The 21,946-nt window shown below is 64.5% G+C and carries 23 protein-coding genes; 14 read left to right on the top strand and 9 right to left on the bottom strand.

The window, feature by feature from the left end; translation table 11 throughout:
- The first annotated feature begins 134 nt into the window (after positions 1-134).
- Entirely contained in the window at positions 135-2,021 is a 1,887-nt protein-coding gene (locus tag RHODMAR_RS08485; RefSeq protein ID WP_008713456.1) for a BCCT family transporter, read from the top strand.
- Between the two features lie 40 nt (positions 2,022-2,061).
- On the opposite strand, the gene RHODMAR_RS08480 is transcribed toward RHODMAR_RS08485, so the two are convergent.
- Complete coding sequence (locus RHODMAR_RS08480; RefSeq protein ID WP_008713454.1) at positions 2,062-2,391, bottom strand: winged helix-turn-helix transcriptional regulator; 330 nt, start codon at positions 2,389-2,391, stop codon at positions 2,062-2,064.
- Between the two features lie 79 nt (positions 2,392-2,470).
- On the opposite strand from RHODMAR_RS08480, the gene RHODMAR_RS08475 reads away from it, so the two are divergent.
- Positions 2,471-2,818: a DoxX family protein gene (locus RHODMAR_RS08475; protein WP_008713452.1), complete on the top strand. Its 348-nt coding sequence runs from the start codon at positions 2,471-2,473 to the stop codon at positions 2,816-2,818.
- On the opposite strand, the gene RHODMAR_RS08470 is transcribed toward RHODMAR_RS08475, so the two are convergent.
- From RHODMAR_RS08470 to RHODMAR_RS28645, 6 genes are all read right to left on the bottom strand, one after another.
- On the bottom strand, positions 2,798-3,403 hold the full coding sequence (locus RHODMAR_RS08470) for a DJ-1/PfpI family protein (protein ID WP_008713451.1): 606 nt from the start codon (positions 3,401-3,403) through the stop codon (positions 2,798-2,800). The genes RHODMAR_RS08475 and RHODMAR_RS08470 overlap by 21 nt on opposite strands.
- Positions 3,404-3,409: 6 nt before the next feature.
- Complete coding sequence (locus RHODMAR_RS08465) at positions 3,410-4,087, bottom strand: GOLPH3/VPS74 family protein (RefSeq protein ID WP_008713450.1); 678 nt, start codon at positions 4,085-4,087, stop codon at positions 3,410-3,412.
- An 82-nt stretch (positions 4,088-4,169) separates the two neighbouring features.
- Positions 4,170-4,514: a UBP-type zinc finger domain-containing protein gene (locus RHODMAR_RS08460; RefSeq protein WP_008713449.1), complete on the bottom strand. Its 345-nt coding sequence runs from the start codon at positions 4,512-4,514 to the stop codon at positions 4,170-4,172.
- On the bottom strand, positions 4,511-5,980 hold the full coding sequence (locus RHODMAR_RS08455) for an ATP-binding protein (RefSeq protein WP_008713448.1): 1,470 nt from the start codon (positions 5,978-5,980) through the stop codon (positions 4,511-4,513). The genes RHODMAR_RS08460 and RHODMAR_RS08455 overlap by 4 nt, the downstream gene beginning before the upstream one ends.
- On the bottom strand, positions 5,977-7,632 hold the full coding sequence (locus tag RHODMAR_RS08450; protein ID WP_008713447.1) for an FAD-dependent oxidoreductase: 1,656 nt from the start codon (positions 7,630-7,632) through the stop codon (positions 5,977-5,979). Before RHODMAR_RS08450 ends, RHODMAR_RS08455 begins: the two co-directional genes overlap by 4 nt.
- A gap of 97 nt (positions 7,633-7,729) precedes the next feature.
- Positions 7,730-7,867, bottom strand: coding sequence for a hypothetical protein (locus RHODMAR_RS28645; RefSeq protein WP_198289419.1), 138 nt, complete (start codon positions 7,865-7,867; stop codon positions 7,730-7,732).
- A 197-nt stretch (positions 7,868-8,064) separates the two neighbouring features.
- Between RHODMAR_RS28645 and RHODMAR_RS08445 the strand changes: the two genes are divergently transcribed.
- The 6 genes from RHODMAR_RS08445 to RHODMAR_RS08420 all read left to right on the top strand — a co-directional run bounded on the left by RHODMAR_RS08445 (position 8,065) and on the right by RHODMAR_RS08420 (position 13,730).
- Positions 8,065-8,862 (top strand): DUF1206 domain-containing protein, encoded by a 798-nt coding sequence (locus RHODMAR_RS08445; protein ID WP_008713446.1) that lies wholly within the window; start codon positions 8,065-8,067, stop codon positions 8,860-8,862.
- Between the two features lie 107 nt (positions 8,863-8,969).
- Entirely contained in the window at positions 8,970-9,428 is a 459-nt protein-coding gene (locus RHODMAR_RS08440) for an SRPBCC family protein (RefSeq protein WP_008713444.1), read from the top strand.
- A gap of 93 nt (positions 9,429-9,521) precedes the next feature.
- Positions 9,522-9,791, top strand: a complete 270-nt coding sequence (locus RHODMAR_RS08435; RefSeq protein ID WP_008713443.1) for a GlsB/YeaQ/YmgE family stress response membrane protein — start codon at positions 9,522-9,524, stop codon at positions 9,789-9,791.
- 151 nt (positions 9,792-9,942) lie between these two features.
- Positions 9,943-10,659, top strand: coding sequence for a phosphatidylserine decarboxylase (locus RHODMAR_RS08430; protein WP_008713442.1), 717 nt, complete (start codon positions 9,943-9,945; stop codon positions 10,657-10,659).
- Between the two features lie 7 nt (positions 10,660-10,666).
- The gene (locus RHODMAR_RS08425) at positions 10,667-11,521 is read left to right on the top strand and encodes a CDP-alcohol phosphatidyltransferase family protein (protein ID WP_042938460.1); all 855 of its coding nucleotides are present in this window, start codon (positions 10,667-10,669) and stop codon (positions 11,519-11,521) included.
- Positions 11,522-11,555: 34 nt separating this feature from the next.
- Positions 11,556-13,730, top strand: coding sequence for an AAA family ATPase (locus tag RHODMAR_RS08420; RefSeq protein ID WP_008713440.1), 2,175 nt, complete (start codon positions 11,556-11,558; stop codon positions 13,728-13,730).
- 182 nt (positions 13,731-13,912) lie between these two features.
- Here the strand turns inward: RHODMAR_RS08420 and RHODMAR_RS08415 are convergent, their stop codons facing one another.
- Together RHODMAR_RS08415 and RHODMAR_RS08410 are read right to left on the bottom strand one after the other, a co-directional pair.
- Positions 13,913-14,665: an isocitrate lyase/PEP mutase family protein gene (locus RHODMAR_RS08415; RefSeq protein WP_008713439.1), complete on the bottom strand. Its 753-nt coding sequence runs from the start codon at positions 14,663-14,665 to the stop codon at positions 13,913-13,915.
- Between the two features lie 62 nt (positions 14,666-14,727).
- Positions 14,728-15,153 carry an NUDIX hydrolase gene (locus tag RHODMAR_RS08410; protein WP_008713438.1) on the bottom strand — a complete coding sequence of 142 codons (426 nt, stop codon included), beginning with the start codon at positions 15,151-15,153 and terminating at the stop codon, positions 14,728-14,730.
- A gap of 221 nt (positions 15,154-15,374) precedes the next feature.
- Here RHODMAR_RS08410 and RHODMAR_RS08405 point away from each other — a divergent pair, with 221 nt between their 5' ends.
- The 6 genes from RHODMAR_RS08405 to mnhG all read left to right on the top strand — a co-directional run bounded on the left by RHODMAR_RS08405 (position 15,375) and on the right by mnhG (position 21,829).
- Positions 15,375-18,224 (top strand): Na+/H+ antiporter subunit A, encoded by a 2,850-nt coding sequence (locus RHODMAR_RS08405; protein WP_008713437.1) that lies wholly within the window; start codon positions 15,375-15,377, stop codon positions 18,222-18,224.
- A complete protein-coding gene (locus tag RHODMAR_RS08400; protein WP_008713435.1) occupies positions 18,221-18,859 on the top strand; it encodes a Na(+)/H(+) antiporter subunit C in 639 nt (212 codons plus the stop codon). The genes RHODMAR_RS08405 and RHODMAR_RS08400 overlap by 4 nt, the downstream gene beginning before the upstream one ends.
- Positions 18,856-20,499 carry a Na+/H+ antiporter subunit D gene (locus tag RHODMAR_RS08395; protein WP_008713433.1) on the top strand — a complete coding sequence of 548 codons (1,644 nt, stop codon included), beginning with the start codon at positions 18,856-18,858 and terminating at the stop codon, positions 20,497-20,499. Before RHODMAR_RS08400 ends, RHODMAR_RS08395 begins: the two co-directional genes overlap by 4 nt.
- Positions 20,500-20,501: 2 nt before the next feature.
- Positions 20,502-21,143 (top strand): Na+/H+ antiporter subunit E, encoded by a 642-nt coding sequence (locus tag RHODMAR_RS08390; RefSeq protein ID WP_198289420.1) that lies wholly within the window; start codon positions 20,502-20,504, stop codon positions 21,141-21,143.
- Positions 21,140-21,397, top strand: a complete 258-nt coding sequence (locus RHODMAR_RS08385) for a monovalent cation/H+ antiporter complex subunit F (protein WP_042938464.1) — start codon at positions 21,140-21,142, stop codon at positions 21,395-21,397. The genes RHODMAR_RS08390 and RHODMAR_RS08385 overlap by 4 nt, the downstream gene beginning before the upstream one ends.
- 90 nt (positions 21,398-21,487) lie before the next feature.
- Complete coding sequence (mnhG, locus tag RHODMAR_RS08380) at positions 21,488-21,829, top strand: monovalent cation/H(+) antiporter subunit G (RefSeq protein WP_008713428.1); 342 nt, start codon at positions 21,488-21,490, stop codon at positions 21,827-21,829.
- Positions 21,830-21,946 lie beyond the last annotated feature (117 nt).

The following is a 21,946-nucleotide window of genomic DNA, read 5'->3' as shown; positions in this document are numbered from 1 at the left end:
CTTTCGTGTTTCGTTACCAGCACCGATGTCGTTTATGGTGGTTACCGGTACTTGACCAAAACAAGAGAAGAAGAACGGCAAACCGATAGTGGTCAGCCGATTACGGCGACTCGAGTTCTAAGGAAGTCAAGTAAGTGAATGCAATAAAAGAAGCCTGGAAAGGCCTGCTCAAGCCGGTCTTCGTTCCGGCCTCGGTGGTGATCATCGGGATGATCGCCTTCTCGGTCATCTACGCATCGACCGCGGCCGATGCTTTCGACACACTCAACGGCATCATCGCCGACGGCGTCGGGTGGTGGTACATCCTCATTGCCACCGGTTTCGTGCTGTTCGCCCTGTACTGCGGCCTGAGCCGGATCGGCAACATCCGCCTCGGCCGAGACGACGAGAAGCCCGAATTCGGCGTTCTGTCCTGGTTTGCCATGCTGTTCAGCGCCGGCATGGGCATCGGCCTGGTGTTCTACGGCGTCGCCGAGCCGCTCTCGCACTACGTGAATCCGCCCGAGGCAGGCGGCATTCCCGGATCGACCGACGCGGCCGGCCGTCAGGCAATGGAACTGACGCTGTTCCACTGGGGATTGCACGCCTGGGCCATCTACGTCGTCGTCGGCCTGGGAATGGCCTACATGACGTACCGCAAGGGCCGTCCGCTCACGGTGCGTTGGCTGCTCGAGCCACTGCTCGGTCGCAAGCGCATCGAGGGCGGTATCGGTCACGCCATCGACGCCGTCGCGATTATCGGCACCCTGTTCGGTGTCGCCACCTCGCTCGGATTCGGTGTGCAACAGATTTCGGCCGGGCTCGAGTACCTGGGTTGGGTGGAGACCAGCAACTGGTTCGTGGTGCTGCTGATCGCGCTCATCACCGGCATCGCCACGTTCTCGGTGGTGACCGGAGTATCCAAGGGCCTCAAGTGGCTCTCGAACATCAACATGGTGATGGCCGGGGCGCTGGCCTTGTTCGTGCTGATTCTCGGACCGACCCTGTTCCTGATGCAGTCCTGGGTCCAGAACCTCGGCGGCTACGTCCAGGCCCTGCCCGAGCTGGCGCTGCGCACGTCACCGTTCGCGGACGATGGCTGGGCTGCAGGTTGGACCATCTTCTACTGGGGCTGGTGGATGAGCTGGGCACCCTTCGTGGGCATGTTCATCGCACGCATTTCCCGCGGCCGCACCATCCGCGAATTCGTCTTCGGTGTGCTGTTGGCCCCGACCATCGTCGGCTCGCTGTGGTTCACCATCTTCGGTGACACCGGAATCCTGCGCCAGCGCAACGAGGGAAATCTGCTCGACGCCGACGGTGCCGTGAACAACAACACCAGCCTCTTCCAGATGCTCGACGGGTTGCCGCTGGCCACCATCACCAGCGTCATCGCCATCGCGGTGATCGTGTTCTTCTTCGTCACCTCCTCGGACTCCGGGTCACTGGTGGTCGACATTCTCTCCACTGGCGGAGAGTTGGAGACACCGAAAATCACCCGCGTCTACTGGGCAGTGCTCGAAGGTGTGGCCGCAGCCGTGCTGCTGCTGGTCGGTGGAACGAGTTCTCTGACAGCGTTGCAAACGATGTCGATAGCCACGGCGGTACCGTTCTCGGTGGTCTTGGTGCTCGCCTGTGTGTCGATGCTCAAGGCTTTCCGCTACGACGTCGCCACCACACCGCGGTATATCCGCGTCACCTCTACCCCGGACACCGGGACCGGCACGGTGGCAACCGACACGGCGGCGACCGACGCAGGCAAGGAAGCTGCACAGGCCAAGCGCAAGCGCTCGTCGGGCGCATCCTCGACGTTCGCCGGTCTCAGTCCCTCCCGTGAGGGACTGTCCACACCTCGCGGCGGCACGGTCATGCTCGCTGTGCACGAGGTCTCCACCGAGGAGCTCGAGGTGCATCCCGAAACCGGGGCCGTCGAGTACTCCAGTGACAACGCTCCCGTCGACCCGCTGGGCGGCGAGGTGTTCGACACCCAGGAGTTCGCGGACTCCGCCGAAGGCCAGAATCAGAACAACAACACCGTCTGATTCGACCCACCCTCTGACCCTCGCGAGCTGCTCGCGGGGGTCAGAGGTTTTTCGAAGCCCAGTCCGTCAGCGCCTGTAGGGACGGCAACAGCGCCTGACCGGACGGCGTCAAGCTGTACTGCACCGAGATGGGCGGACCCTCGTCGACTGTGCGCAACACCAGACCTGCTTTGCCGAGCTCTCCCAGGCGATCGGACAGCACCGAGTCGCTGATGCTGCCGACGGCGCGGCGCAGATACGAATATCCCATGGGCCCGTCCATCAACGTGGCCAGCAGAATTCCATTCCATCTCTTGCCGAGGAAGCCGAATGCGGTGGCCAGAGCACCGTCGCAGCCACGAGGTTCGTGAGACGGCTGGTTCGTGGACATGAAACCACCTTACCGAGGTGCTACAGTCCGCCTTGCTACTTCTGAATTACTAGTGGCCTCAAAACCGAAAGCAGGGCTCATGTTCATATTAACCCTCATCATCTCGGTCCTACTCGCCGTCGCACTCACGTTCTCCGCGGTCGGGAAATTGACCCGCAACGACTCCGTCATCCCGATGCTCGAGCAGGTCGGCGTGCCGCCCGACAAGATCCCGTGGCTCGCCTACCTCGAAATCCTGGGAGCTGTCGGCCTTCTGGTGGGCCTGGCCGTATGGCCCATCGGTGTCGCCGCTGCCGTCGGCGTCGTCCTCTACTTCGTTGGAGCCGTCGCCGCACACCTGCGCGTCAAGGACAAGGAATTCGCGCCTGCCGCCGGACTGGCCGTGTTCGCCGTCGCCGCACTCGTCCTACGGGTGCTCAGCGCCTGACCAGTCGTAATCCATCTGGCTCGCGGTGGCGAGAGCGTGATCCGCTCCCGCCCACCGCGCGACCAGATGCAGCGCCAGATCGAGACCGGCGCTGATTCCGGCCGACGTCGCCAGATCGCCGTGATCGATATACCTAATACCCTCGTGTACAACGAGTTCAGGCCAGCGATCGCTCAACAGCCCCAGGTCTTCCCAGTGCGTGGTCACCGCCCGCTGATCGAGCAGTCCCGCCGCCGCGAGTACGAACACTCCGGTACACACCGAGGCGACGACCTCGGCGGTAGGTCGGACGCGGCGCAGCCACTGCAGAACTCGGCCGTCCGCCTCCACGGCGTGGACGATGCCACCCGGAACCAGAACGAGATCGAAGCCGCGCGAATCATCGATCGTGGTGTCGACGCCGATCCTCATCCCACCCCGCGCGCGGACGGGGCCGTTGTCGATCCCGACGAGAGTCACCTCGAAAGGCGCTGCGATACCGGCACGTTCGGCCACTCGTCTCGCAACCGAAAACACCTCGAACGGTCCGCACGCGTCGAGCACCTCGACGTCGTCGAACATCAGAATCGCAATGCTTTTACTCATCCCGCCTCAGCTGCTCGTGGTCGATACGACGATGGGCACCATGACAGCGGCCATCACGGCTGCGTTGACATCGGCGACCGCCTTGCGTACGGCCGCCCCGGCCCACTCCCCCTCGGCTATCTGCTTCGCACGCTGCTTCAGAAGCTTCTTGTCCGCGTCCTCGATGACCTTGTGCGTCAGATCTATCGCAGATATCAGCGAGATCAACGCAGCCGAATGCGGCTCCGGCGTCGTACCGTCGACGAGCGCGCTGCGCAGCGCGTCTCGCAGCACCTTCTCGTGCGCGGTGTCGCGGGCGGGCCACGTCGTTCTCGGGAACAACCCCCACACCTTGTCGTGCTGTTCGGTGACGACGCCCCGTGCCACCAGACGCGCAGCCAGTTCCTTCGCCAGGTTCTTCTGCGACTTCTCGATCAACTTCTGCGGCTTCATCGGTCGCGATCCCGTCGCGACGAGATCGAACACCCGCCGCAGCAGCACATCTGCAGGCGGGTCCCCGGCTACGAGAACGTGATCTTTCTCGATCTGCTCATCGGAGCCGGTGACGCGAAGAGCTCCACCCATCGCGAGCTCGACCACCAGAGCACCCGCCAGTACCCGCGGCAACTTGGTACTGTCGGCCACCGGCTTGCCCGATTCGTCGTCGAGCAACAGCAGTAGCAGGTCCTCCGCAATCAGGGTCATGCTCCGAGATTACCCACACCGTCCACTGGATCGGGTGTGTTCATCTCTGCGTAGCCCACTGTTCCACCGGCCTCGCGTGGTGTCAGTTGACGAGACTCTGCCAGTTCGACGGAACCCGCTCACGCGGGCCGGGAACCGTCTGATCGAGTGGATGATGCTGCGGCGGAGCCAGATCCGGGCCATCGTACATCTGCTCGTCGGCGTAGCTGTAGAACCATTCCTCACCGGGCTCGTAGCTGCGCACGAACTGGTGCCGGGTGGACTCGGCGTGCTTGCTGGCGTGCTGCGACGGGGAGGAATCGCAACACCCGATATGACCGCACTGCGCACAGCGACGCAGATGCACCCACCAGCCCTGCGTCTGCGTGCACTCCACGCACCCAGGGCCCGACGGGGGAACCTGTGGGTCGATGCCTTCGATGGTCATGATGTCTCCTCGATTGCAGGTTGGACGGGCAGTCTGACGACGAAACGCGTATCCCCGGGTTCGGACACCACGCGCAGATCGCCCTGATGCTTCTTCACCACGATCCGCCACGAAATATCCAGGCCGAGGCCCGTACCCTCGCCGACCGCCTTGGTGGTGAAGAACGGCTCGAATATGCGCGATCGAATCTCCTGCGGCACACCCGGTCCGGTGTCACAGATCTCGATCTGAACCTGATCTTCGTCGAGGCGGGTGCGGACGGTGAGTGTGCCCCTCCCGTCCATGGCCTGCACGGCATTGTCGATCAAATTGGTCCACACCTGATTGAGCTCGGCGGCATAGGCCGGGATGGCGGGTACCGCCGGGTCGTACTCCTTGGCCACAGTGATGTCGTCGCCGATTTTGCGGCCCAACATGATCAGTGTGCTGTCGAGCAACTCCCGCACGTCCACGGTCTGGTACGGCGCTCGATCCATTTGCGAATACTGCTTCGCTGCACCGACCAAGGTGGAGATTCGCGTGGTCGAATCCCCGATCTCGTTCATCAACAACTCGGTTTCGACGGTGTAGTTGAGCCACCGAATCGCGCCCTCGAGCATCGCTGGATCAGCGACGGTTGCCGAGACTCGATCGAGCCACGGCACATCGAGACCGGCCGAGACGAAGGTGGGAGCCAGATCCCAGCCGTCGCGAATATCCTTGTCCTCGAACCATTCTCCGAGTTCGTCCTCGCGGTCCGATGCCTCCATCGCCGTCAGCTTCGGTGCCTTGGCCACCAATTCGACGGCCTCGTTCTGCAGTTCGACCAGTTGCGCCAGGCCGGCGCGATCGAGGGTGCCGCCGGCGATCATCGCCAGCTTCTGCCGCATGTGCGCCACCCGATTCCGCAACGCAGACGTCGCCCGCACCGCTGCCGCGGCCGGATTGTTCAGCTCGTGCGTCAGACCGGCCGACAGAGAACCCAACGCCAACAAGCGTTCTCGCTGCTCCACCACAGCCTTGGTGTTCTGATTTCCGAAGAACAACCCTTCCAGCAGGTGCAGGGCCATCGGGAACCACTCCCTCACGATCGACGCGAAACAGTCTGCGTCGAGCACGAAGAACCTGGACCGCTCGCTCACCCGCATCGAACCCTGATACGTCTGGGGCACCCGTTCGCCCAGATACGCCTGCCACGCACCGGCATACACCCCACGCTGCGAGGTGCGATTGACCACCAGATCCTCACCACCCGAAAGCTTCGAGAGCACCACGGCACCGTCGATCAACACGTAGAAACACGTCGCCGGATCGCCCTCCGCGTACACCGGCCCCGGCTCGATCGTCTCGATGCGCCCGTCGCGGCACAACTCGGCCAATTGCTCGTCGGTGAGCTGCTCGAACAGAAACAGCGTCCGCAATTCCTCGGCATCACACGCAGGCTGCGCATTCTGGTCGCTCCGCGGGCTCCGCTCCTGCCCAGTCATGGATTCGCCAGATATCTGTGAACCAACATCACGGCCATTGCGCCTTCCCCCACGGCCGACGCGACGCGTTTGGCCGAGTCGGATCGAACGTCGCCCGCGGCGAACACTCCGGCCACGCTCGTTTCGAGGTGATGTGGCAGTCGGGCGGGCGTCCATCCGGTGGGTCCCCGTCCGTCGACGACGAGATCCGGCCCGGTGACCACGAATCCATGCTCGTCCCGAACGAGCACTCCGTCGAGCCAGTCGGTGCGCGGGGCCGCGCCGATGAACAGGAACAGGTACTGCGCGTCGACCGTCGTGGTGGCGTCGGTAGCCCGGTTGCGCAACGTGATCGACTCGAGGTGCCCGTCGCCGCCCACCCCCGCGACCTCGGTGCACGGCAGCACGCTGATCTTCGGATTCTCTTCGATCTGTTTGATGAGGTAGTACGACATCGACGCCTCGAGCGAGGTGGCACGGATCAGGATGGTGACCGACTTGGCCCCGCGCGCGAGGTACACCGCGGCTTGGCCCGCCGAGTTGGCTCCGCCGACGATGTAGACGTCCTGCTCGGCGCAGCGCGCGGCCTCGGTCATCGCAGATCCGTAGAACACGCCCCGGCCGGTGAAGTCGTCGATTCCGGGTGCGTCCAACCGGCGGTAGGCGACGCCGGTGGACAGGATGATCGTCTGCGCGCTGATACTCCGGCCGTCCGCGAACCGCACGGTGCGCGCGGAACCGTTGACGTCGAGTCCCACCACATCCTGCGTGGTGACGACCTCGGCACCGAACTTGAGCGCTTGACGCCGGGCCCGCTCGGCGAGCTGAGCTCCCGAGACCCCGTCGGGAAATCCCAGGTAGTTCTCGATGCGTGAACTCTGTCCGGCCTGACCACCCGTTGCGGTCCGCTCGATCAGAGTCGTCCGCAGCCCCTCGGACGCGCCGTACAGCGCCGCTCCGAGCCCGGCCGGGCCACCGCCGATGACGACGAGATCGTAGAACTCCCCCGACGGCGAGACGGTCAGGCCGAGCCGGTCACCGAGTTCGGCGTCGGACGGCTCGATGAGCGCATCGCCCTCGGTGGTGATCACCACCGGAAGTCGGTCGTCGGCCACGCCTGCCGCGGCCAACAGCCGCGCACCCTCGGATTCGTCGGACATGTACCAGCGGTACGGCAGCTGATTTCGGGCGAGGAACTCGCGAATCTCCGACGATCGCGCAGACCAGCGGTGGCCGATGATCTTGGTATCCGAGGTGGCTCGGTGGTCGTACGCACACCAGGCCTCGAGTTGAGCGTCGAGCACGGGGTAAAGCTTTTCCTCCGGCGGATCCCACGGCTTGAGTAGGTAGTAATCGAGATCGATGACATTGATCGCGTCGATCGCTGCGTCGGTGTCCGCGTAAGCGGTGAGCAGGATGCGACGAGCCGTCGGGAAGAGGTCCATGGCTTGTTCGAGAAATTCCATGCCGCTCATCAGGGGCATGCGGTAGTCGGCCAACAGAATGGCGACCGGGGTGCCGCGCAGGGCGAGTTCCTTCAGTGCGTCCAGCGCGCCGGCACCGGATTCGGCGCGCACGATGCGGTACTGCTCGCCGTAGCGGCGGCGTAGGTCGCGGGCGACCGATCTCGATACTCCGGGATCGTCGTCGACGCTGAGAATGACCGGTTTCATGACCCTCCAGGACAGATGCTCATCGACCTCATGAGCATGCCACCGCCGCGCCCGCAATGGGAGGCAAGCGGTGGCCGCGTACCGGAGAATCGCAGGATCAGATCAGACCGCGTCGCATCAGCTCGAGTTCTTGCGGGGTGAGGAGTCGTTCGAGCTTCTCCCCGGGCCAGGTTCGTGGCCTGCCGCTCATCCTGGCGGTCTTCAGCAGCGGTAGATCGCTGCTGGTACGACGCATTATCGACTGTAATTTCACGGTGGATCACTCCGAACAATTTCTATGCTGGTCCCGACACTCCGCTTGATACATCGATCAGTGTCCGCCCGGTGTTAACGCCGCGGTGGGATCTCGTGCGGCGTTTCGCGCCACCAGGGCCGTTTCCACCTGCGCCATCCGGGTAAACAACACCCCAAATCGACTGATCGGGGAACTGAATGAACAAATCGGCAGACTCTATGGCCAATTCCGTACAAGACAACGATGCCTTCGAGTACGCAGCTCGCGGCGGTCACTTCGTCAGCGGACTGCTGAACGTACTGATCGGCTACATCGCCGTCCGTTTGGCGTTCGGTGGGTCCGGCAACGCCGATCAGTCCGGCGCCCTCGCCGCCTTGGCCGCGCAGCCGGGCGGAAAAATCGCCCTGTGGATTGCGGTCGTCGCCTTCGTGGCGCTGGCTCTGTGGCGGATACTCGAGGCGATCGTCGGCAAGAAGTCCGATTCGGATGCCGGGAGTGCTCTGGATCGGGCCAAGGCAGTGGCGCTGGCCGTGGTCTACCTTGCGTTCGCGTTCTCGACGTACGGCTTCGCGACCGGCTCGGGCGAAGACAGCGGCAAGCAGAATGCCGGCTACTCGGCGCGATTGATGGAATCCGGCGGCGGCAAGTTCGTTCTGATCGTGGTGGGCCTGATCGTCATCGGCGTCGGCGGCTACCACATATACAAGGGAGTATCGAAAGGCTTCCTCGATGATCTGAAGGGTCATCAGAGCGGGGCCGTCGTCAAGCTCGGCATGACCGGATACGCAGCCAAGGGTGCGGCCCTGGTCGGAGCCGGAATCCTCGTCGGGGTGGCAGTACTGCAATCCGACCCGTCGAAGGCCTCGGGAATCGACGCTGCGGTCAAGACCCTCGGTGCACAGCCCTACGGCCGGGTGCTGCTGATCCTCGCCGGAGTGGGCATCGGCCTCTACGGGCTGTACGCCTTCGTCCTCGCTCGACGCGCCCGTATGTGAACACCGCTGGTTCACCTACCTGGCCGGCTGTGTCTGTCGCCACATAGGATGCGCACGGTTGAGTGTGACATTCAGTTGCAGCTATCCCCACTATTTGGAGGTCCCCGTTGAGCAAGACTCTCGAAGCCACGATCGACATCGCCGCGAGCCCCGAGACTGTCTGGTCGATCGTCTCGGACCTACAGCGCATGGGCGAGTGGAGCCCGCAGTGCAAGAAGATGAAGGTCTTCGGCGGGCCGGTCGGCAAGGGCACCAAGACGCTCAACATCAACAAGAAGGGTTTGCTCGTCTGGCCGACCACCGCCAAGGTCGTCACCTTCGAGCCCAACCGTGAACTCGCGTTCCGCGTCGTCGAGAACAAGACGATCTGGTCCTACACACTCACTCCGACGGACACCGGAACAACGGTCGTCGAGAAGAGACAGGCCCCCTCGGGCACCACGGCCGTCTCGTCGCTGTTGGTGAAGCGAGTCCTCGGGGGCATCGACGAGTTCGACGTCGAACTCGTCGAAGGTATGAACAGCACCCTGCGACGCATCAAAACCGAAAGTGAGAAGTCGAGCTAAAAGTATTTCTCTCAGGAATGTTTCAGGTTTGTTTCTGAGGGGCATCCCGCTTTTCGACAAGCAAAAGACACAAACGGAAAGTGGGGGCAACGCATGTTGGGTCTCGGAATCATCGGCTGGATCATCATCGGCGGACTGGCCGGCTGGATCGGCAGCAAGATCATGAAGACCGATGCTCAGATGGGCATCATCCTGAACATCGTCGTCGGCATCATCGGCGGCCTCATCGGTGGCTACCTCCTCAAGGTCTTCGGCGTCGACGTCGAAGGTGGCGGCCTGATCTTCAGCTTCATCACCTGCATCCTCGGCGCATGCATCTTGCTGTTCCTGGTCAAGCTCGTGATGGGTCGCAGCCGCGTCTGATCGCACTCGCACTTCTCGACTGCCGGGGCACCTCACGTACGCTGTGAGGGCCCCGGCAGTCGTATGTCTGCGCACGATCCACCTGCAGCACCATGACCTGCCAGCATCATTTCTTGCCGACAATTACTGTCGCCGACAGTTAGAGGAGACCGTGGCACGCCGTCCCGCCCCGATTGGTCAACCGCCCCGTACCGGAGTGGCTCACATCGTCGATTTGGTCCGTGAAACGGTTCCACCGCTACACCCCGCCGGGCTTCCGTTCGTCGGCGGTCCGCTCGCCGTCGCAGTTCTGGGCCGTCGATCCAAGTGGGTCCGCAATGCAGGGCTCGTTGCCGCCGGAGCCTGCGCCACCTTCTTTCGCCACCCGTCCCGCGTGCCGCCCAATCGCCCCGGCGTCGTCGTCGCTCCGGCCGACGGCCTGGTCACGCTCGTCGATACCGCCGTTCCCCCCACCGAGCTCGATCTCGGTTCGGAACCGGTTCCCCGAGTGAGCATCTTCCTGTCCGTGCTCGACGTACACGTTCAGCGCGTTCCCGTCGGTGGCCGAGTCATGGAGGTCGTGCACCGCCGCGGCCAGTTCAAGTCCGCGGACCTCGCCGAGGCCAGCGAGGTCAACGAGCGCAACAGCATGCACATCAGGACCGACTCCGGCCAGGATGTCGCCGTGGTGCAGATCGCCGGTCTCATTGCGCGACGCATCATCAACAACGCGAAAGTCGGTGATGCCCTGTCGATCGGTGACACGTACGGTCTCATCCGCTTCGGCTCTCGCGTCGACACCTACTTCCCTGCCGGCACCACACTGCTGGTACAGCGCGGACAACGTGCGGTCGGTGCCGAGACAGTCCTCGCCGAGTTACCGCAGTAGCGACTTCATGATCACCAGACGCGCCAAGCCGCCCGCTGCCATCCGCCTGCTTCCGTCCGTCGTCACCATTCTCGCGTTGTGCGCCGGACTGTCCGCGGTCAAATTCGCCCTCGACGGCGAACTCGGAACGGCACTCGCCATGATCGGTGCCGCGGCAATCCTCGACGCGTTGGACGGGCGCATCGCTCGACTGCTCGATGCCACCAGCAAGATCGGTGCCGAACTGGACTCGCTGTCCGATGCCATTTCGTTCGGTGTCGCCCCGGCACTGGTGTTGTACGTGACGTTGCTCGAGGGCAGCAGCGGCGGCTGGATCGTTGCACTGGTCTACGCGGTGAGCATCGTGCTTCGGCTCGCGCGCTTCAACACCCTGCTCGACGAGGACGACACCCCGGCCTATGCGCGCGAGTTCTTCACCGGCGTTCCCGCTCCCGCCGGTGCCCTCATCGCATTGGCCCCCATCGCGGCGTTCGAGCAGTTCGGCGACGGCTGGTGGGCGTCGTTCTACGTCGTCGCCGGGTGGTCGATCCTCGCCGCGGCCCTGATCGTCAGCCGAATCCCCACCTTGGCCCTCAAGACCGTCTCGGTTCCTCCGCGGCTGGCCGCCTTCCTATTGGTTCTGGTCGCGCTCCTCGCCGCTGCACTCATCACCTTCCCGCTGGTTCTGCTCATGGGATTGGTGCTGGCCTACCTGGTGCACATCCCGTTCGCCGTGCGTTCGCAGCGCTGGACTGCTGCTCGTCCCTACACGTGGGACGCCAAGCCCGCGGAGCGCCGAGCCGAGCGCCGAGCAATCCGCCGCGCGCCGGGTGGTGCGCGCCGGTCCCAGGCCCGCCTGGGACTGCGTCGGCCTCGTAGCTGACGAACCGGCGCCCTGAACTACTAGGGTCGATCCGGTGACCTCATCCAGTGCTGCGGAGCTCGTTCTCACCACCCGCCTGAACACGTCGGCAGCCGATGCCAGACGGGGCGTCGTACGGTTGCATCCGGAGGTGCTCGCCGCTCTCGGTCTGCGGGAGTGGGATGCCCTCTCGCTCATCGGTTCTCGCCGCACCGCTGCCGTCGTCGCCGCGGCCCCCGAGGGTTCGCCGCAGGGCACCGCGCTGCTGGACGATGTCACCCTCTCCAACGCCGGCTTGCGAGAAAATGCTTCTGTCGCAGTCGGTCCCGTCACCGTCTACGGTGCCAAGACCGTCACGGTGACCGGCTCCGCGCTCGCCGCCGGTTCCATCTCCGACGCCACCCTGCGCCAAGCACTGCTCGGCAAGGTGTTGACCGTGGGCGACACGGTGTCGCTGCTCCCCCGCGATCTGGGCCCCGGCACGTCGACGAGTTCGGCGACGCAGGCACTGTCGAGAACCTTCGGGGTTGCCTGGACCACCGAATTGCTGACGGTCTCGGCCGTCGATCCATCGGGTGGGCCAGTGAGTGTGCAGCCCAATTCGGCGGTGAACTGGGGGACGGGCACCGTGACCGCTGCCGCTCCGACGCCATCCACCCCGGTCCACTCGACGACAAAGACGGCACCTCGGGTGAGCGTCGCGGATCTGGTGGGTGTGCACGCGCAGCAGTCCAAGCTCGTCGAATGGCTACGGCTGGCGCTGGACGAGTCGGAACTGTTGGCGACGCTGGGCGCATCACCTCACCTGGGGGTGTTGATCACCGGACCGGGCGGGGTGGGCAAGGCCACGCTGGCTCGTGCGGTGATCGGCGAGCGGGACTGCGTCGTGTTGGACGGTCCGTCCATCGGTGCGCTGGAGGCGTCGGCTCGGGTCGACCGGGTCACCGCGGCAGTGGACGAACTCGCCGGTTCAGGGGTGCTGTTGATCACCGACGTCGACGCGCTGTTGCCCTCCGACCCCGAACCGGCGTCGACATTCGTGCTCGACGTGCTGCGCCGAGCCGTCGACACTCCCGGTCTCGCGCTGATCGCGACGACGGCTCATCCCGAGGCGACCGACGCGAGACTGCGAGGTCAGGACCTGTGCGATCGCGAACTCACCCTCACGCTGCCGGATGCGGCCGGACGCAAGGGGTTGCTGGCGCACCTACTGAAGAAGGTCCCTCAGGGCAACGTCGATCTCGTCGAGATCGCCTCACGAACACCGGGTTTCGTGGTTGCAGATCTCGCTGCGCTGACGCGTGAGGCAGCGCTGCGGGCGGCTGCTCGCGCGTCGAACGATTCGGCCCCGGCCGTATTGACTCAGGACGATCTGGTGGGCGCGCTGCAGGTCATCCGTCCGCTGTCGCGTTCGGGTACCGAGGAACTGGCCATCGGCAGCCTTTCCCTCGACGATGTCGGCGACATGGTCGAGACCAAGCAGGCGCTCACCGAGGCCGTGCTGTGGCCGCTGCGACACCCGGATTCGTTCGCGCGATTGGGAATCGAACCGCCGCGCGGTGTTCTGCTCTACGGTCCCCCCGGGTGCGGCAAGACGTTCCTGGTACGAGCGCTCGCCAGCTCCGGTCAGCTCAGCGTGCACTCCGTCAAGGGCGCGGAGCTGATGGACAAGTGGGTCGGCTCCTCGGAAAAGGCTGTGCGAGAGCTCTTTCAGCGGGCCCGCGATTCTGCACCCTCACTGATCTTTCTCGACGAGGTGGACGCACTGGTACCGCGGCGCGGGCAGAGTTCGGACTCCGGCGTCGGAGATCGGGTCGTGGCGGCGCTGCTGACCGAGCTCGACGGCGTCGAACCGCTGCGGGACGTCGTGGTACTCGGAGCGACGAACCGGCCGGACCTGATCGACCCAGCTCTACTGCGGCCCGGCCGGCTCGAGCGTCTGGTGTTCGTGCCGCCGCCGGATTCCGATGCCCGAGTGGACATCCTCAAGGCGTCGGGCAAGTCCATTCCGCTCGCCGAGGACGTGGATCTGGAGGCGCTCGCCCGAGACCTCGACGGGTACTCCGCCGCCGATTGCGCAGCACTGTTGCGCGAGGCCGCATTGACGGCGATGCGTCGGTCGATGGATGCAGCCGACGTCACGGCCGCCGATGTCGCCACCGCTCGGGCGACGGTGAAACCGTCACTCGATCCCGAGCAGGTGGCGCACCTCGAGGCCTACGGCATGTGAGCGGAACTTCGTGACGGGCTACGAGCCAGGAGTGGAGCCTGCGGAACGACCGATGAACCAGGAGTGGAGCCTGCGGAACGACCGATGAACCAGGAGTGGAGCCTGCGGAACGACCGATGAACCAGGAGTGGAGCCTGCGGAACGACCGATGAACCAGCCATGCACGTGCGGCGAAGCCGCTCTCACTTCCAGCGGCCGAGGATCTCCTCTGCCCGCTTGGCCAATTCCATCTGGAAGATCGGCCCGAAGCTGATCCGACCCACTCCGAGGGATGCGAAATGCTTCAGGTCGCCTTCGGCCGGGTTGGCGATGGCATTGATCGGCAGCGGGAGTTCTTCGGCGAGGCGCTTGTAATCGGCGTCGCCATGGAAGCCGACGGGGTAGAGCGAGTCGGCTCCGGCCTCGGCGCACAGCTTCAGACGTGCGATGGCGCGGTCGACGCGATCGTTCTCGTCGCCGATTTCCTTGACGAACAGATCGGTGCGAGCGTTGATGACCACATGGACGTCGGTTGCGTCCGATGCCGCGCGCAGCGCTGCGACGAAGTCGGCGTGCTCCTGTGCTTCACGGAGGCGTCCACCTTCGCTGTGCACGGTGTCTTCGATGTTGAGGCCGACGGCTCCGGCCGAGACGAGTCCGTCGATCAGGCGCTTGGGGTCCTCGCCGTAGCCGGATTCGATGTCGACCGAGAGCGGGGCGTCGACGGCACTGGAGATCTGCGAGATGCGGGCGAGGATTTCGTCGAAGGTGATGCCCTCGTTGTCCGGCTTGCCGATGGAGTCCGAGACGGGGTGGCTGCCGACGGTCAGGGCGGTGAAGCCTGCCGATACGGCCAGGTTGGCGGACCAGGCGTCCCACACGGTCGGCAACACGACCGGGTTGCCCGGCTGGTGCAGCTCGAGCAGGGTGGTGGCTTTCTGGGACAGGTTCGTCATGGAGACTCCTTCGCGGTGGCCTTCGGAGAACGTACGTTCTCTCGAGTACCAACATACCTGCTTCAGTCGATCAAATCGAGTGCCTTCATTCGGTCGAACACCATCAGCGACCCCGGAGCGACGTCGTCCATCGCGGCGTACTCGTCTCGGGTGAAGTACCTGATCTCGGCGATTTCGCTGGTCGGCGTCGGCTCGTTCGACAGATCGGCGAGGAAGCAGGTCATTTCGAGCGAGGTTCCGTCCGGATGCCCCCAGGCCTGGCACTCGAACACCCCGAGGGGTCGGGCGTCGATCACGGTCGCGTCGAGCTCTTCCCTGATCTCTCGGTGCAGCGCTTGTTCAGGGCTCTCACCGGGGTCGATCTTGCCGCCGGCCATGTAGAACGCGGACTTGCCGGCCGATCGCGTCTGGATCATGCGACGATCCCGAACGTAGGCCAACCCCGCGGTACGAATGAGATTCGGATGGTTCACCGACACAGTCTCCATCGCCGAGGGCTTCACTGCGGCGTCGCACCGGTCGCCACGCTAACGACCACGCAAAGTAGGATGGGGTTCGACTACTCGGGTGCTGCCGTTCGGTAGCAGCCTCGTTATTTCCCAAAGAATCACGTCGAATTTCACACGGTTTTCCCGGACCCTACTCATCGCCGCCCTACGACCACCGCATCGGTCTCACCGCCGATGCGACCGAGACGACGGAGTGTTTTTTGCTCGCCATCCTTCTTGCGCACACCGCCGCGGCGCTGCTCGCGCCGCTGCTCGTTCGGTGGTGGGGCCGCAATGCCTTCTTCCCGCTGGCGCTCGTTCCCCTGCTGAGTCTGATCTGGGTATTCGACAATTGGAACACCGAGCAGACGTCGAGAATCGAATGGGTCCCCGGCTTGTCGATGAACATCGACATGCGTTTCGACTCTCTCACTGCCATCATGTCGCTGTTGGTGCTGGGCATCGGCTCCCTGATCCTGCTCTACTGCGCGCGCTACTTCGAGGACGACGAGCCTCGGCTCGGCCTGTTCGCTGCCGAGATGGTCGCGTTCTCCGGGGCCATGTTCGGCCTCATCACCAGCGACAACATGCTGGTTCTCTACATCTTCTGGGAGATCACGACGGTCCTGTCGTTCCTGCTGGTCGGTCACTACGCCGAGCGGGCCTCGAGCAGGCGCGCCGCCACCCAGGCTCTGCTCGTCACCACCGCAGGCGGCCTGGCGATGCTGGTCGGCATCATCGTTCTCGGCCAGGTGGCCGGTACCTACAACCTCTCCGAACTGGTAGCGAATGCGCCCGGCGGCTGGTTGCCCGGGGTCGCGATCGTGCTCGTTCTGATCGGAGCATTGAGCAAGTCGGCCATCGTGCCGATGCACTTCTGGCTTCCTGGAGCCATGGCGGCCCCGACGCCGGTCAGTGGCTACCTGCACGCCGCGGCGATGGTGAAGGCGGGCATCTACCTGGTGGCACGCCTGGCACCGGGTTTCGCCGATTCGGGTCCGTGGCGCGCGACCGTGATCACCCTCGGTCTGCTGTCGATGATTCTGGCCGGCTGGCGAGCACTGCGCGCGTTCGATCTCAAGCTCATCCTGGCGTTCGGCACCGTCAGCCAGCTCGGTTTCCTGATCGTATTGGTCGGCATCGGTTCGGAGAAGGCCATGCTCGCCGGCCTGACGATGGTGATCGCGCACGCGATGTTCAAGGCGACCCTGTTCATGGTCGTCGGCATCGTCGATCACACCACCGGCACCCGCGACATACGTAGACTCGCCCACCTCGGCAAGAAGGCACCGTGGCTCGCCGCCATCGCAGCGCTCGCCGCCGCCAGCATGGCCGGCCTGCCGCCGCTGCTGGGGTTCGTCGGCAAGGAAACGGCGCTATCGGCCGTGATCAGCACTCCGACGCTCGATCCCACGGTCGCGGCGGTCGTGGTCGCCGGCCTGGTGATCGGGTCGATCCTGACGGTCACCTACAGCATCCGATTCGTTTGGGGCGCGTTCGGTCGAAAGCAGCTCAAACGTCCGAGTCCATCGGTGAAGACCATGCATGCGCCCTCGCCGCTGTTCCTGGCTGCGCCTGCATTTCTGGCGGTCCTCGGCCTGGTCGCCGGTTTCGCCTCCTCCATCGTCGATCGCATCGTCAGCCCCTACGCGCGCACCCTGCCGTCCTACGGCCAAGAGCCGTACCACCTGGCGCTGTGGCACGGGTTCAACCTGCCGCTGGCGCTGACGGCCGTCGTCGTCACCGGCGGCGTCGGGTTGTTCATCGCTCACCGAGTGGTCAACAGGCTCAAGTTCGAGCATCCCCCGCTCGGCAACGCCGACCGCATCTACGACAACGTGCTCAAGTTCATGGACACGCTGTCCATCCGCCTCACCGGCACCACGCAGCGCGGTTCACTCCCCCTCACGCAGGGCACGATCTTGCTGACCCTCGTGTTGCTGCCGATCATCGTGCTGCTCGTCGGCCAGAAGCCCGGCCTGGAATACACCCTGTGGAACACCCCGCTGCAGTTCGTCATCGGATTGATCATGATCGCGGGCGGGCTCGGTGCGACGGTCATGCGTAACCGTCTGGCCAGCGTCGTCCTGGTCGGGCTCACCGGCTACGGCTGCGGTGTCATCTTCGCCATTCACGGGGCTCCCGATCTGGCCCTGACTCAGTTTCTCGTCGAGACGCTCACGCTCGTGGTGTTCGTGCTGGTGCTGCGCAAGCTGCCAGCCGAAGTTGCCGAACGGAGCTCGACCGGATTTCGCGCACCCCGCGCCGCGCTCGCCATTGCTGTCGGAGCAACCGTCAGTGCGCTCGGCGCATTCGCGATGAACGCCCGCAACACCGCTCCGGTGTCGTTGCAGTTCCCCGAGGCCGCGTACGAACTGGGCGACGGCAAGAACATCGTCAACGTGATCCTCGTCGACATCCGTGCCTGGGACACCCTCGGCGAGATCTGCGTCCTCCTCGTCGCCGCGACGGGCGTGGCCAGCCTGGTCTTCCGCAACCGTCGGTTCGGCAGCGCTCCGCGGGTCTCCGACGCCCCGGCGTCGAATTCGGATGCGAACTTCGCGGCGGAGACGACGTGGCTGCTCGGCGGCGATCTGATCGATCCTCGACATCGCTCGTTGATTCTCGAGGTCACGACGCGGTTGATCTTCCCGACGATCATGGTGCTTTCGATCTACTTCTTCTTCTCCGGTCACAACGCTCCCGGTGGCGGTTTCGCCGGTGGACTCACCGCGGGGTTGGCGCTGGTGCTCAGGTATCTGGCCGGTGGTCGGTACGAGCTCGGCGAGACCGTTCCCATCGATGCCGGAAAGATCCTCGGTCTCGGGTTGATCTTCTCGGCGGGCACGGCGGTGGCGTCGATGTTCCTCGGTGCCCCGGCGCTGTCCTCGGCAACGTTGGAAGTGACGCTGCCGATCCTCGGTGACATCAAGCTCGTCACCGCATTGTTCTTCGACCTCGGTGTGTATCTCATCGTGGTCGGGTTGGTACTCGACGTGCTCCGCAGTCTCGGCGCGCGCCTCGACGCACAGGTGGAAATGCAGAGCCAAGCCCGAGTGAGCGCCCCATGACCGCAGATCTCGGAATGCTGTTCATCGTCGGCGTCCTGGTCGCGGCGGGTGTCTATCTACTGCTCGAGCGCAGCATCACCAAGATGCTGCTGGGCCTGCTGCTGTTCGGTAACGGTGTCAACCTGCTGCTGCTCACCGTCGGTGGGCCCGCAGGAGCCCCGCCCATCGTCGGCCGCGACAATGCGGTCAATCAGCAGATGGCCGACCCGCTGGCGCAGGCGATGATCCTGACGGCGATCGTCATCACCATGGGTATCGCCGCCTTCGTCCTCGCCCTGGCATACCGATCGTTCACGCTCAACACCAGGGACGACGTCGAGAACGACCCCGAGGACACCAAGGTCTCCCAGCGCCGGTCGATGGCCGAAGCACCCGACCGCGACCGCTCGGACGACCCGCTGACGGGCGAACCCAGCGTCGGCGGGGACGCGTTCGACTCGAAGGGCAACCCGATTCCGATGGATCAGCTCGAGAATCTCGAGGACCTCGAGTGCTACGAGGATCTGCACGACGGTGACTTCGACGATGACGACAACCCCCAGGTCGAGGGGCTCGACGGACTCGACAATGCCGAGAAGGACGACAGCAGGCCCGACAACAGCAGCGCCGACGACGAGAAGGGAGGAGACAAATGACGATCTCCCCGCACGTCATCGATGTCCTGACTCCTCTCCCCGTCCTCATTCCGATGCTCGCCGCGGCTCTCACCCTGGTGCTGGGCCGACGCCCCCGCGCGCAGCGTTTCCTCACCCTCGTCGCATTGACTGCGGTGGTCGCGATCTCGTCGATGATGCTGTACCTGGCCGATCGCGACGGCGTCAGCGCACTTCAGGTCGGTGGCTGGGATTCTCCGCTCGGCATTTCCCTGGTGGTGGATCGACTCTCGGCACTGATGCTCGTCGTCTCGTCCATCGTGTTGCTGGCGGTGATGGTGTACTCGATCGGTCAGGGTATTCGTGACGGCAACGAGAATCAGCCCGTCTCGATCTTCCTGCCGACCTACCTCGCGCTGACCGCAGGTGTCTGCAACGCGTTCCTGGCCGGCGACCTGTTCAACCTGTTCGTGGGCTTCGAGGTGCTGCTCGCGGCATCGTTCGTATTGCTGACGCTCGGAGCGAGCGCCGACCGAGTCCGTGCCGGCGTGTCGTATGTGATGGTCTCGATGGTGTCCTCGCTGATCTTCCTCATCGGCATCGCGCTCGTCTACGGAGCAACCGGAACGCTGAACCTGGCCCACATCGCGGTACGGATGAACGACATCCCGTCGGGCACGAGAACCGCGATCTTCGCCGTCCTGCTCGTCGCGTTCGGCATCAAGGCCGCGGTGTTCCCGCTCTCGACCTGGCTACCGGACTCGTACCCCACCGCCCCGGCTCCGGTCACCGCGGTGTTCGCCGGGTTGCTGACGAAAGTCGGTGTGTACGCGATCATTCGCGCGCACACCCTGATGTTTCCCGACGGCTCGCTCGACAACGTTCTGATGGTCTGCGGTCTGCTGACGATGCTCGTCGGCATCCTCGGCTCCATCGCACAGAGCGACATCAAACGACTGTTGTCGTTCACCCTCGTCAGCCATATCGGTTACATGATCTTCGGCATCGCACTGTCGACCCAGTCGGGACTGTCGGGCTCGATCTACTACGTCGCCCACCACATTCTGGTGCAGACGACACTGTTCCTCGTGGTCGGCCTGATCGAGCGACAGGCCGGTTCGGCGTCGCTGCGACGACTCGGCGGGCTGGCCGCGGCCAGCCCGGTGCTGGCGATCGTGTTTCTGGTGCCTGCCCTCAATCTCGGTGGCATTCCACCGTTCTCGGGCTTCATCGGCAAGGTGGCGCTCCTGCAGGCCGGCAGCGAACAGGGCAGCGTGTTGGCCTGGTTGCTCGTCGCAGGCGGCACGGTCACCAGCCTGCTGACGCTCTACGTGATGGCGCGGGTGTGGACCAAGGCATTCTGGCGGGCTCGCGCCGACGCCCCCGAGGGCGAGCTCGCGGACAACAGCCCGTCCGCCCTGGTCGACGACTCGTCCGACATACAGTTCGGTGATCGCGAGGACCCCGGCCGGATGCCCGCCTTCATGTTGATCCCGACGATCGGACTCGTCGTCGTCGGCTTGGCGATGACGGTGTTCGCCGGTCCCATCATCGACATCAGTGATCGCGCAGCGAGGGACCTGCAAGACCGGTCGCTGTACATCGATGCGGTGCGAGGTGCGGAATTCGTCGGCGATCAGGCCTACGAGCAGGCGCGTGCAGAGGAGGAGGGCACCCGATGAAGATGAACCGCTCCCTGCTGCTGCGTATCTGGACGCTGGCATGGTTGACGGCGATCTGGGTTCTGTTGTGGGGCAATGTCTCTGCCGCCAATATTCTCGGCGGCATCGCGGTGGGACTGCTGATCATGGTGCTGCTGCCGTTGCCGAGGGTTCCGGTCGAGGGCCGAATCCACGTGTTCTCTCTCGTCAAGCTCGCCGGCGTCTTCTTGTACTACGCCATGGAATCGAGCGTCAGCGTCGCCTGGTTGGCGATCAGGCCGAAGGCACCGCCGGTCACCGGAGTGCTGCGCTGCCGCATCGCGATCAAATCCGATCTGGTGCTCACCCTGTTCGTCGATGCGATGAATCTCGTGCCCGGCACCATGGTGCTCGAAATCGACCGAACCAGGCGCTTGCTGTACGTCCACGTACTGGACATGGGTACCCAGAAGGCGGTCGACGGCTTCTACGCCTACGTCCGGCATCTGGAGAAGCTGTTCATCGCCGGGTTCGAGCGAGACTCCGACTGGAGGCCCAGCCCCCTCCACTCCGAGGAGTACGAGCAGTACCACGGAGTGTTCGGGGACGATCCGGAATCGGGCGATCTCGACGCCCCACGAGATGACAAGAAAACCGACGACAAGCGGAAGGGAGAATGGTCGTGACCGTCGTTCTCGCCATCGCCGGCACCCTTCTCGTCGCCGCGGCAATCCTGACCGCATACCGGCTGCTGGACGGCCCCAGCACACTGGACCGACTCGTCGCCATGGACACGATTCTCGCGGTCTCGATGTGCGGGCTCGCGGTGTGGGCCGTCTACAGCCGCGACACCACCCTGGTACCTGCCATCGTGGCGTTGTCACTGGTCAGCTTCGTCGGGTCGGTCAGCATCGCGCGATTCCGGGTGAGGGACGAATGAGTATTCCGGTGAGGGACGAACCTGATAACCCAGTGAGGGACGAATGAGCATTCCGGTGAGGGACGAACCTGTTAACACAGTGAGGGACGAATGAGCACCGTAGCCCAGGTCATCGCCTCCGCCTTCATCCTGCTGGGGGCACTGTTGGCCTTCACGGCCGCCGTCGGCATCGTGCGCTTCCCCGATACCCTGTCCCGGATGCACGCGGCCACCAAGCCGCAGGTGGTCGGCCTGATCATGGTGTTGACCGGGGCCATCATCAGCCTGCGCGGCAACGTCGACATCTGGATGCTTTTGCTCGTCGGCGTCTTCACCCTGGTGACCGCTCCGGTCATCGCGCACACCGTCGGCCGCGTCGCCTATCGAGAGCAGCGTGGCCGCGACGGGTTGCTGATCGTCAACGAGATGGAACCGGACGACGCCGATCAGTAACGTGCTGGAGCAGCTGGATCACGACCGGAGGTCGGACACCAGCGACTCCACGACAGCCCGCAGATCGCCGCCGGATCTCGCGGCGACCGCGCGCTGACGCTGGTACGACGCCCCGAG

Source organism: Rhodococcus sp. AW25M09 (assembly GCF_000333955.1).
GTDB lineage: Bacteria > Actinomycetota > Actinomycetes > Mycobacteriales > Mycobacteriaceae > Rhodococcoides.
Note: the sequence above shows the minus strand (reverse complement) of the source record. Positions and strands in the feature narration are given on the sequence as shown.

Bases quoted from the DNA above. Each gene is read 5' to 3' on its own strand.
- RHODMAR_RS08480 (WP_008713454.1), bottom strand. From the start codon at position 2,391: ATGTCCACGAACCAGCCGTCTCACGAACCTCGTGGCTGCGACGGTGCT.
- RHODMAR_RS08475 (WP_008713452.1), top strand. From the start codon at position 2,471: ATGTTCATATTAACCCTCATCATCTCGGTCCTACTCGCCGTCGCACTC.
- RHODMAR_RS08470 (WP_008713451.1), bottom strand. From the start codon at position 3,403: ATGAGTAAAAGCATTGCGATTCTGATGTTCGACGACGTCGAGGTGCTC.
- RHODMAR_RS08465 (WP_008713450.1), bottom strand. From the start codon at position 4,087: ATGACCCTGATTGCGGAGGACCTGCTACTGCTGTTGCTCGACGACGAA.
- RHODMAR_RS08460 (WP_008713449.1), bottom strand. From the start codon at position 4,514: ATGACCATCGAAGGCATCGACCCACAGGTTCCCCCGTCGGGCCCTGGG.
- RHODMAR_RS08455 (WP_008713448.1), bottom strand. From the start codon at position 5,980: ATGACTGGGCAGGAGCGGAGCCCGCGGAGCGACCAGAATGCGCAGCCT.
- RHODMAR_RS08450 (WP_008713447.1), bottom strand. From the start codon at position 7,632: ATGAAACCGGTCATTCTCAGCGTCGACGACGATCCCGGAGTATCGAGA.
- RHODMAR_RS28645 (WP_198289419.1), bottom strand. From the start codon at position 7,867: ATGCGTCGTACCAGCAGCGATCTACCGCTGCTGAAGACCGCCAGGATG.
- RHODMAR_RS08445 (WP_008713446.1), top strand. From the start codon at position 8,065: ATGAACAAATCGGCAGACTCTATGGCCAATTCCGTACAAGACAACGAT.
- RHODMAR_RS08435 (WP_008713443.1), top strand. From the start codon at position 9,522: ATGTTGGGTCTCGGAATCATCGGCTGGATCATCATCGGCGGACTGGCC.
- RHODMAR_RS08425 (WP_042938460.1), top strand. From the start codon at position 10,667: ATGATCACCAGACGCGCCAAGCCGCCCGCTGCCATCCGCCTGCTTCCG.
- RHODMAR_RS08415 (WP_008713439.1), bottom strand. From the start codon at position 14,665: ATGACGAACCTGTCCCAGAAAGCCACCACCCTGCTCGAGCTGCACCAG.
- RHODMAR_RS08410 (WP_008713438.1), bottom strand. From the start codon at position 15,153: ATGGAGACTGTGTCGGTGAACCATCCGAATCTCATTCGTACCGCGGGG.
- RHODMAR_RS08400 (WP_008713435.1), top strand. From the start codon at position 18,221: ATGACCGCAGATCTCGGAATGCTGTTCATCGTCGGCGTCCTGGTCGCG.
- RHODMAR_RS08395 (WP_008713433.1), top strand. From the start codon at position 18,856: ATGACGATCTCCCCGCACGTCATCGATGTCCTGACTCCTCTCCCCGTC.
- RHODMAR_RS08390 (WP_198289420.1), top strand. From the start codon at position 20,502: ATGAACCGCTCCCTGCTGCTGCGTATCTGGACGCTGGCATGGTTGACG.
- mnhG (WP_008713428.1), top strand. From the start codon at position 21,488: ATGAGCACCGTAGCCCAGGTCATCGCCTCCGCCTTCATCCTGCTGGGG.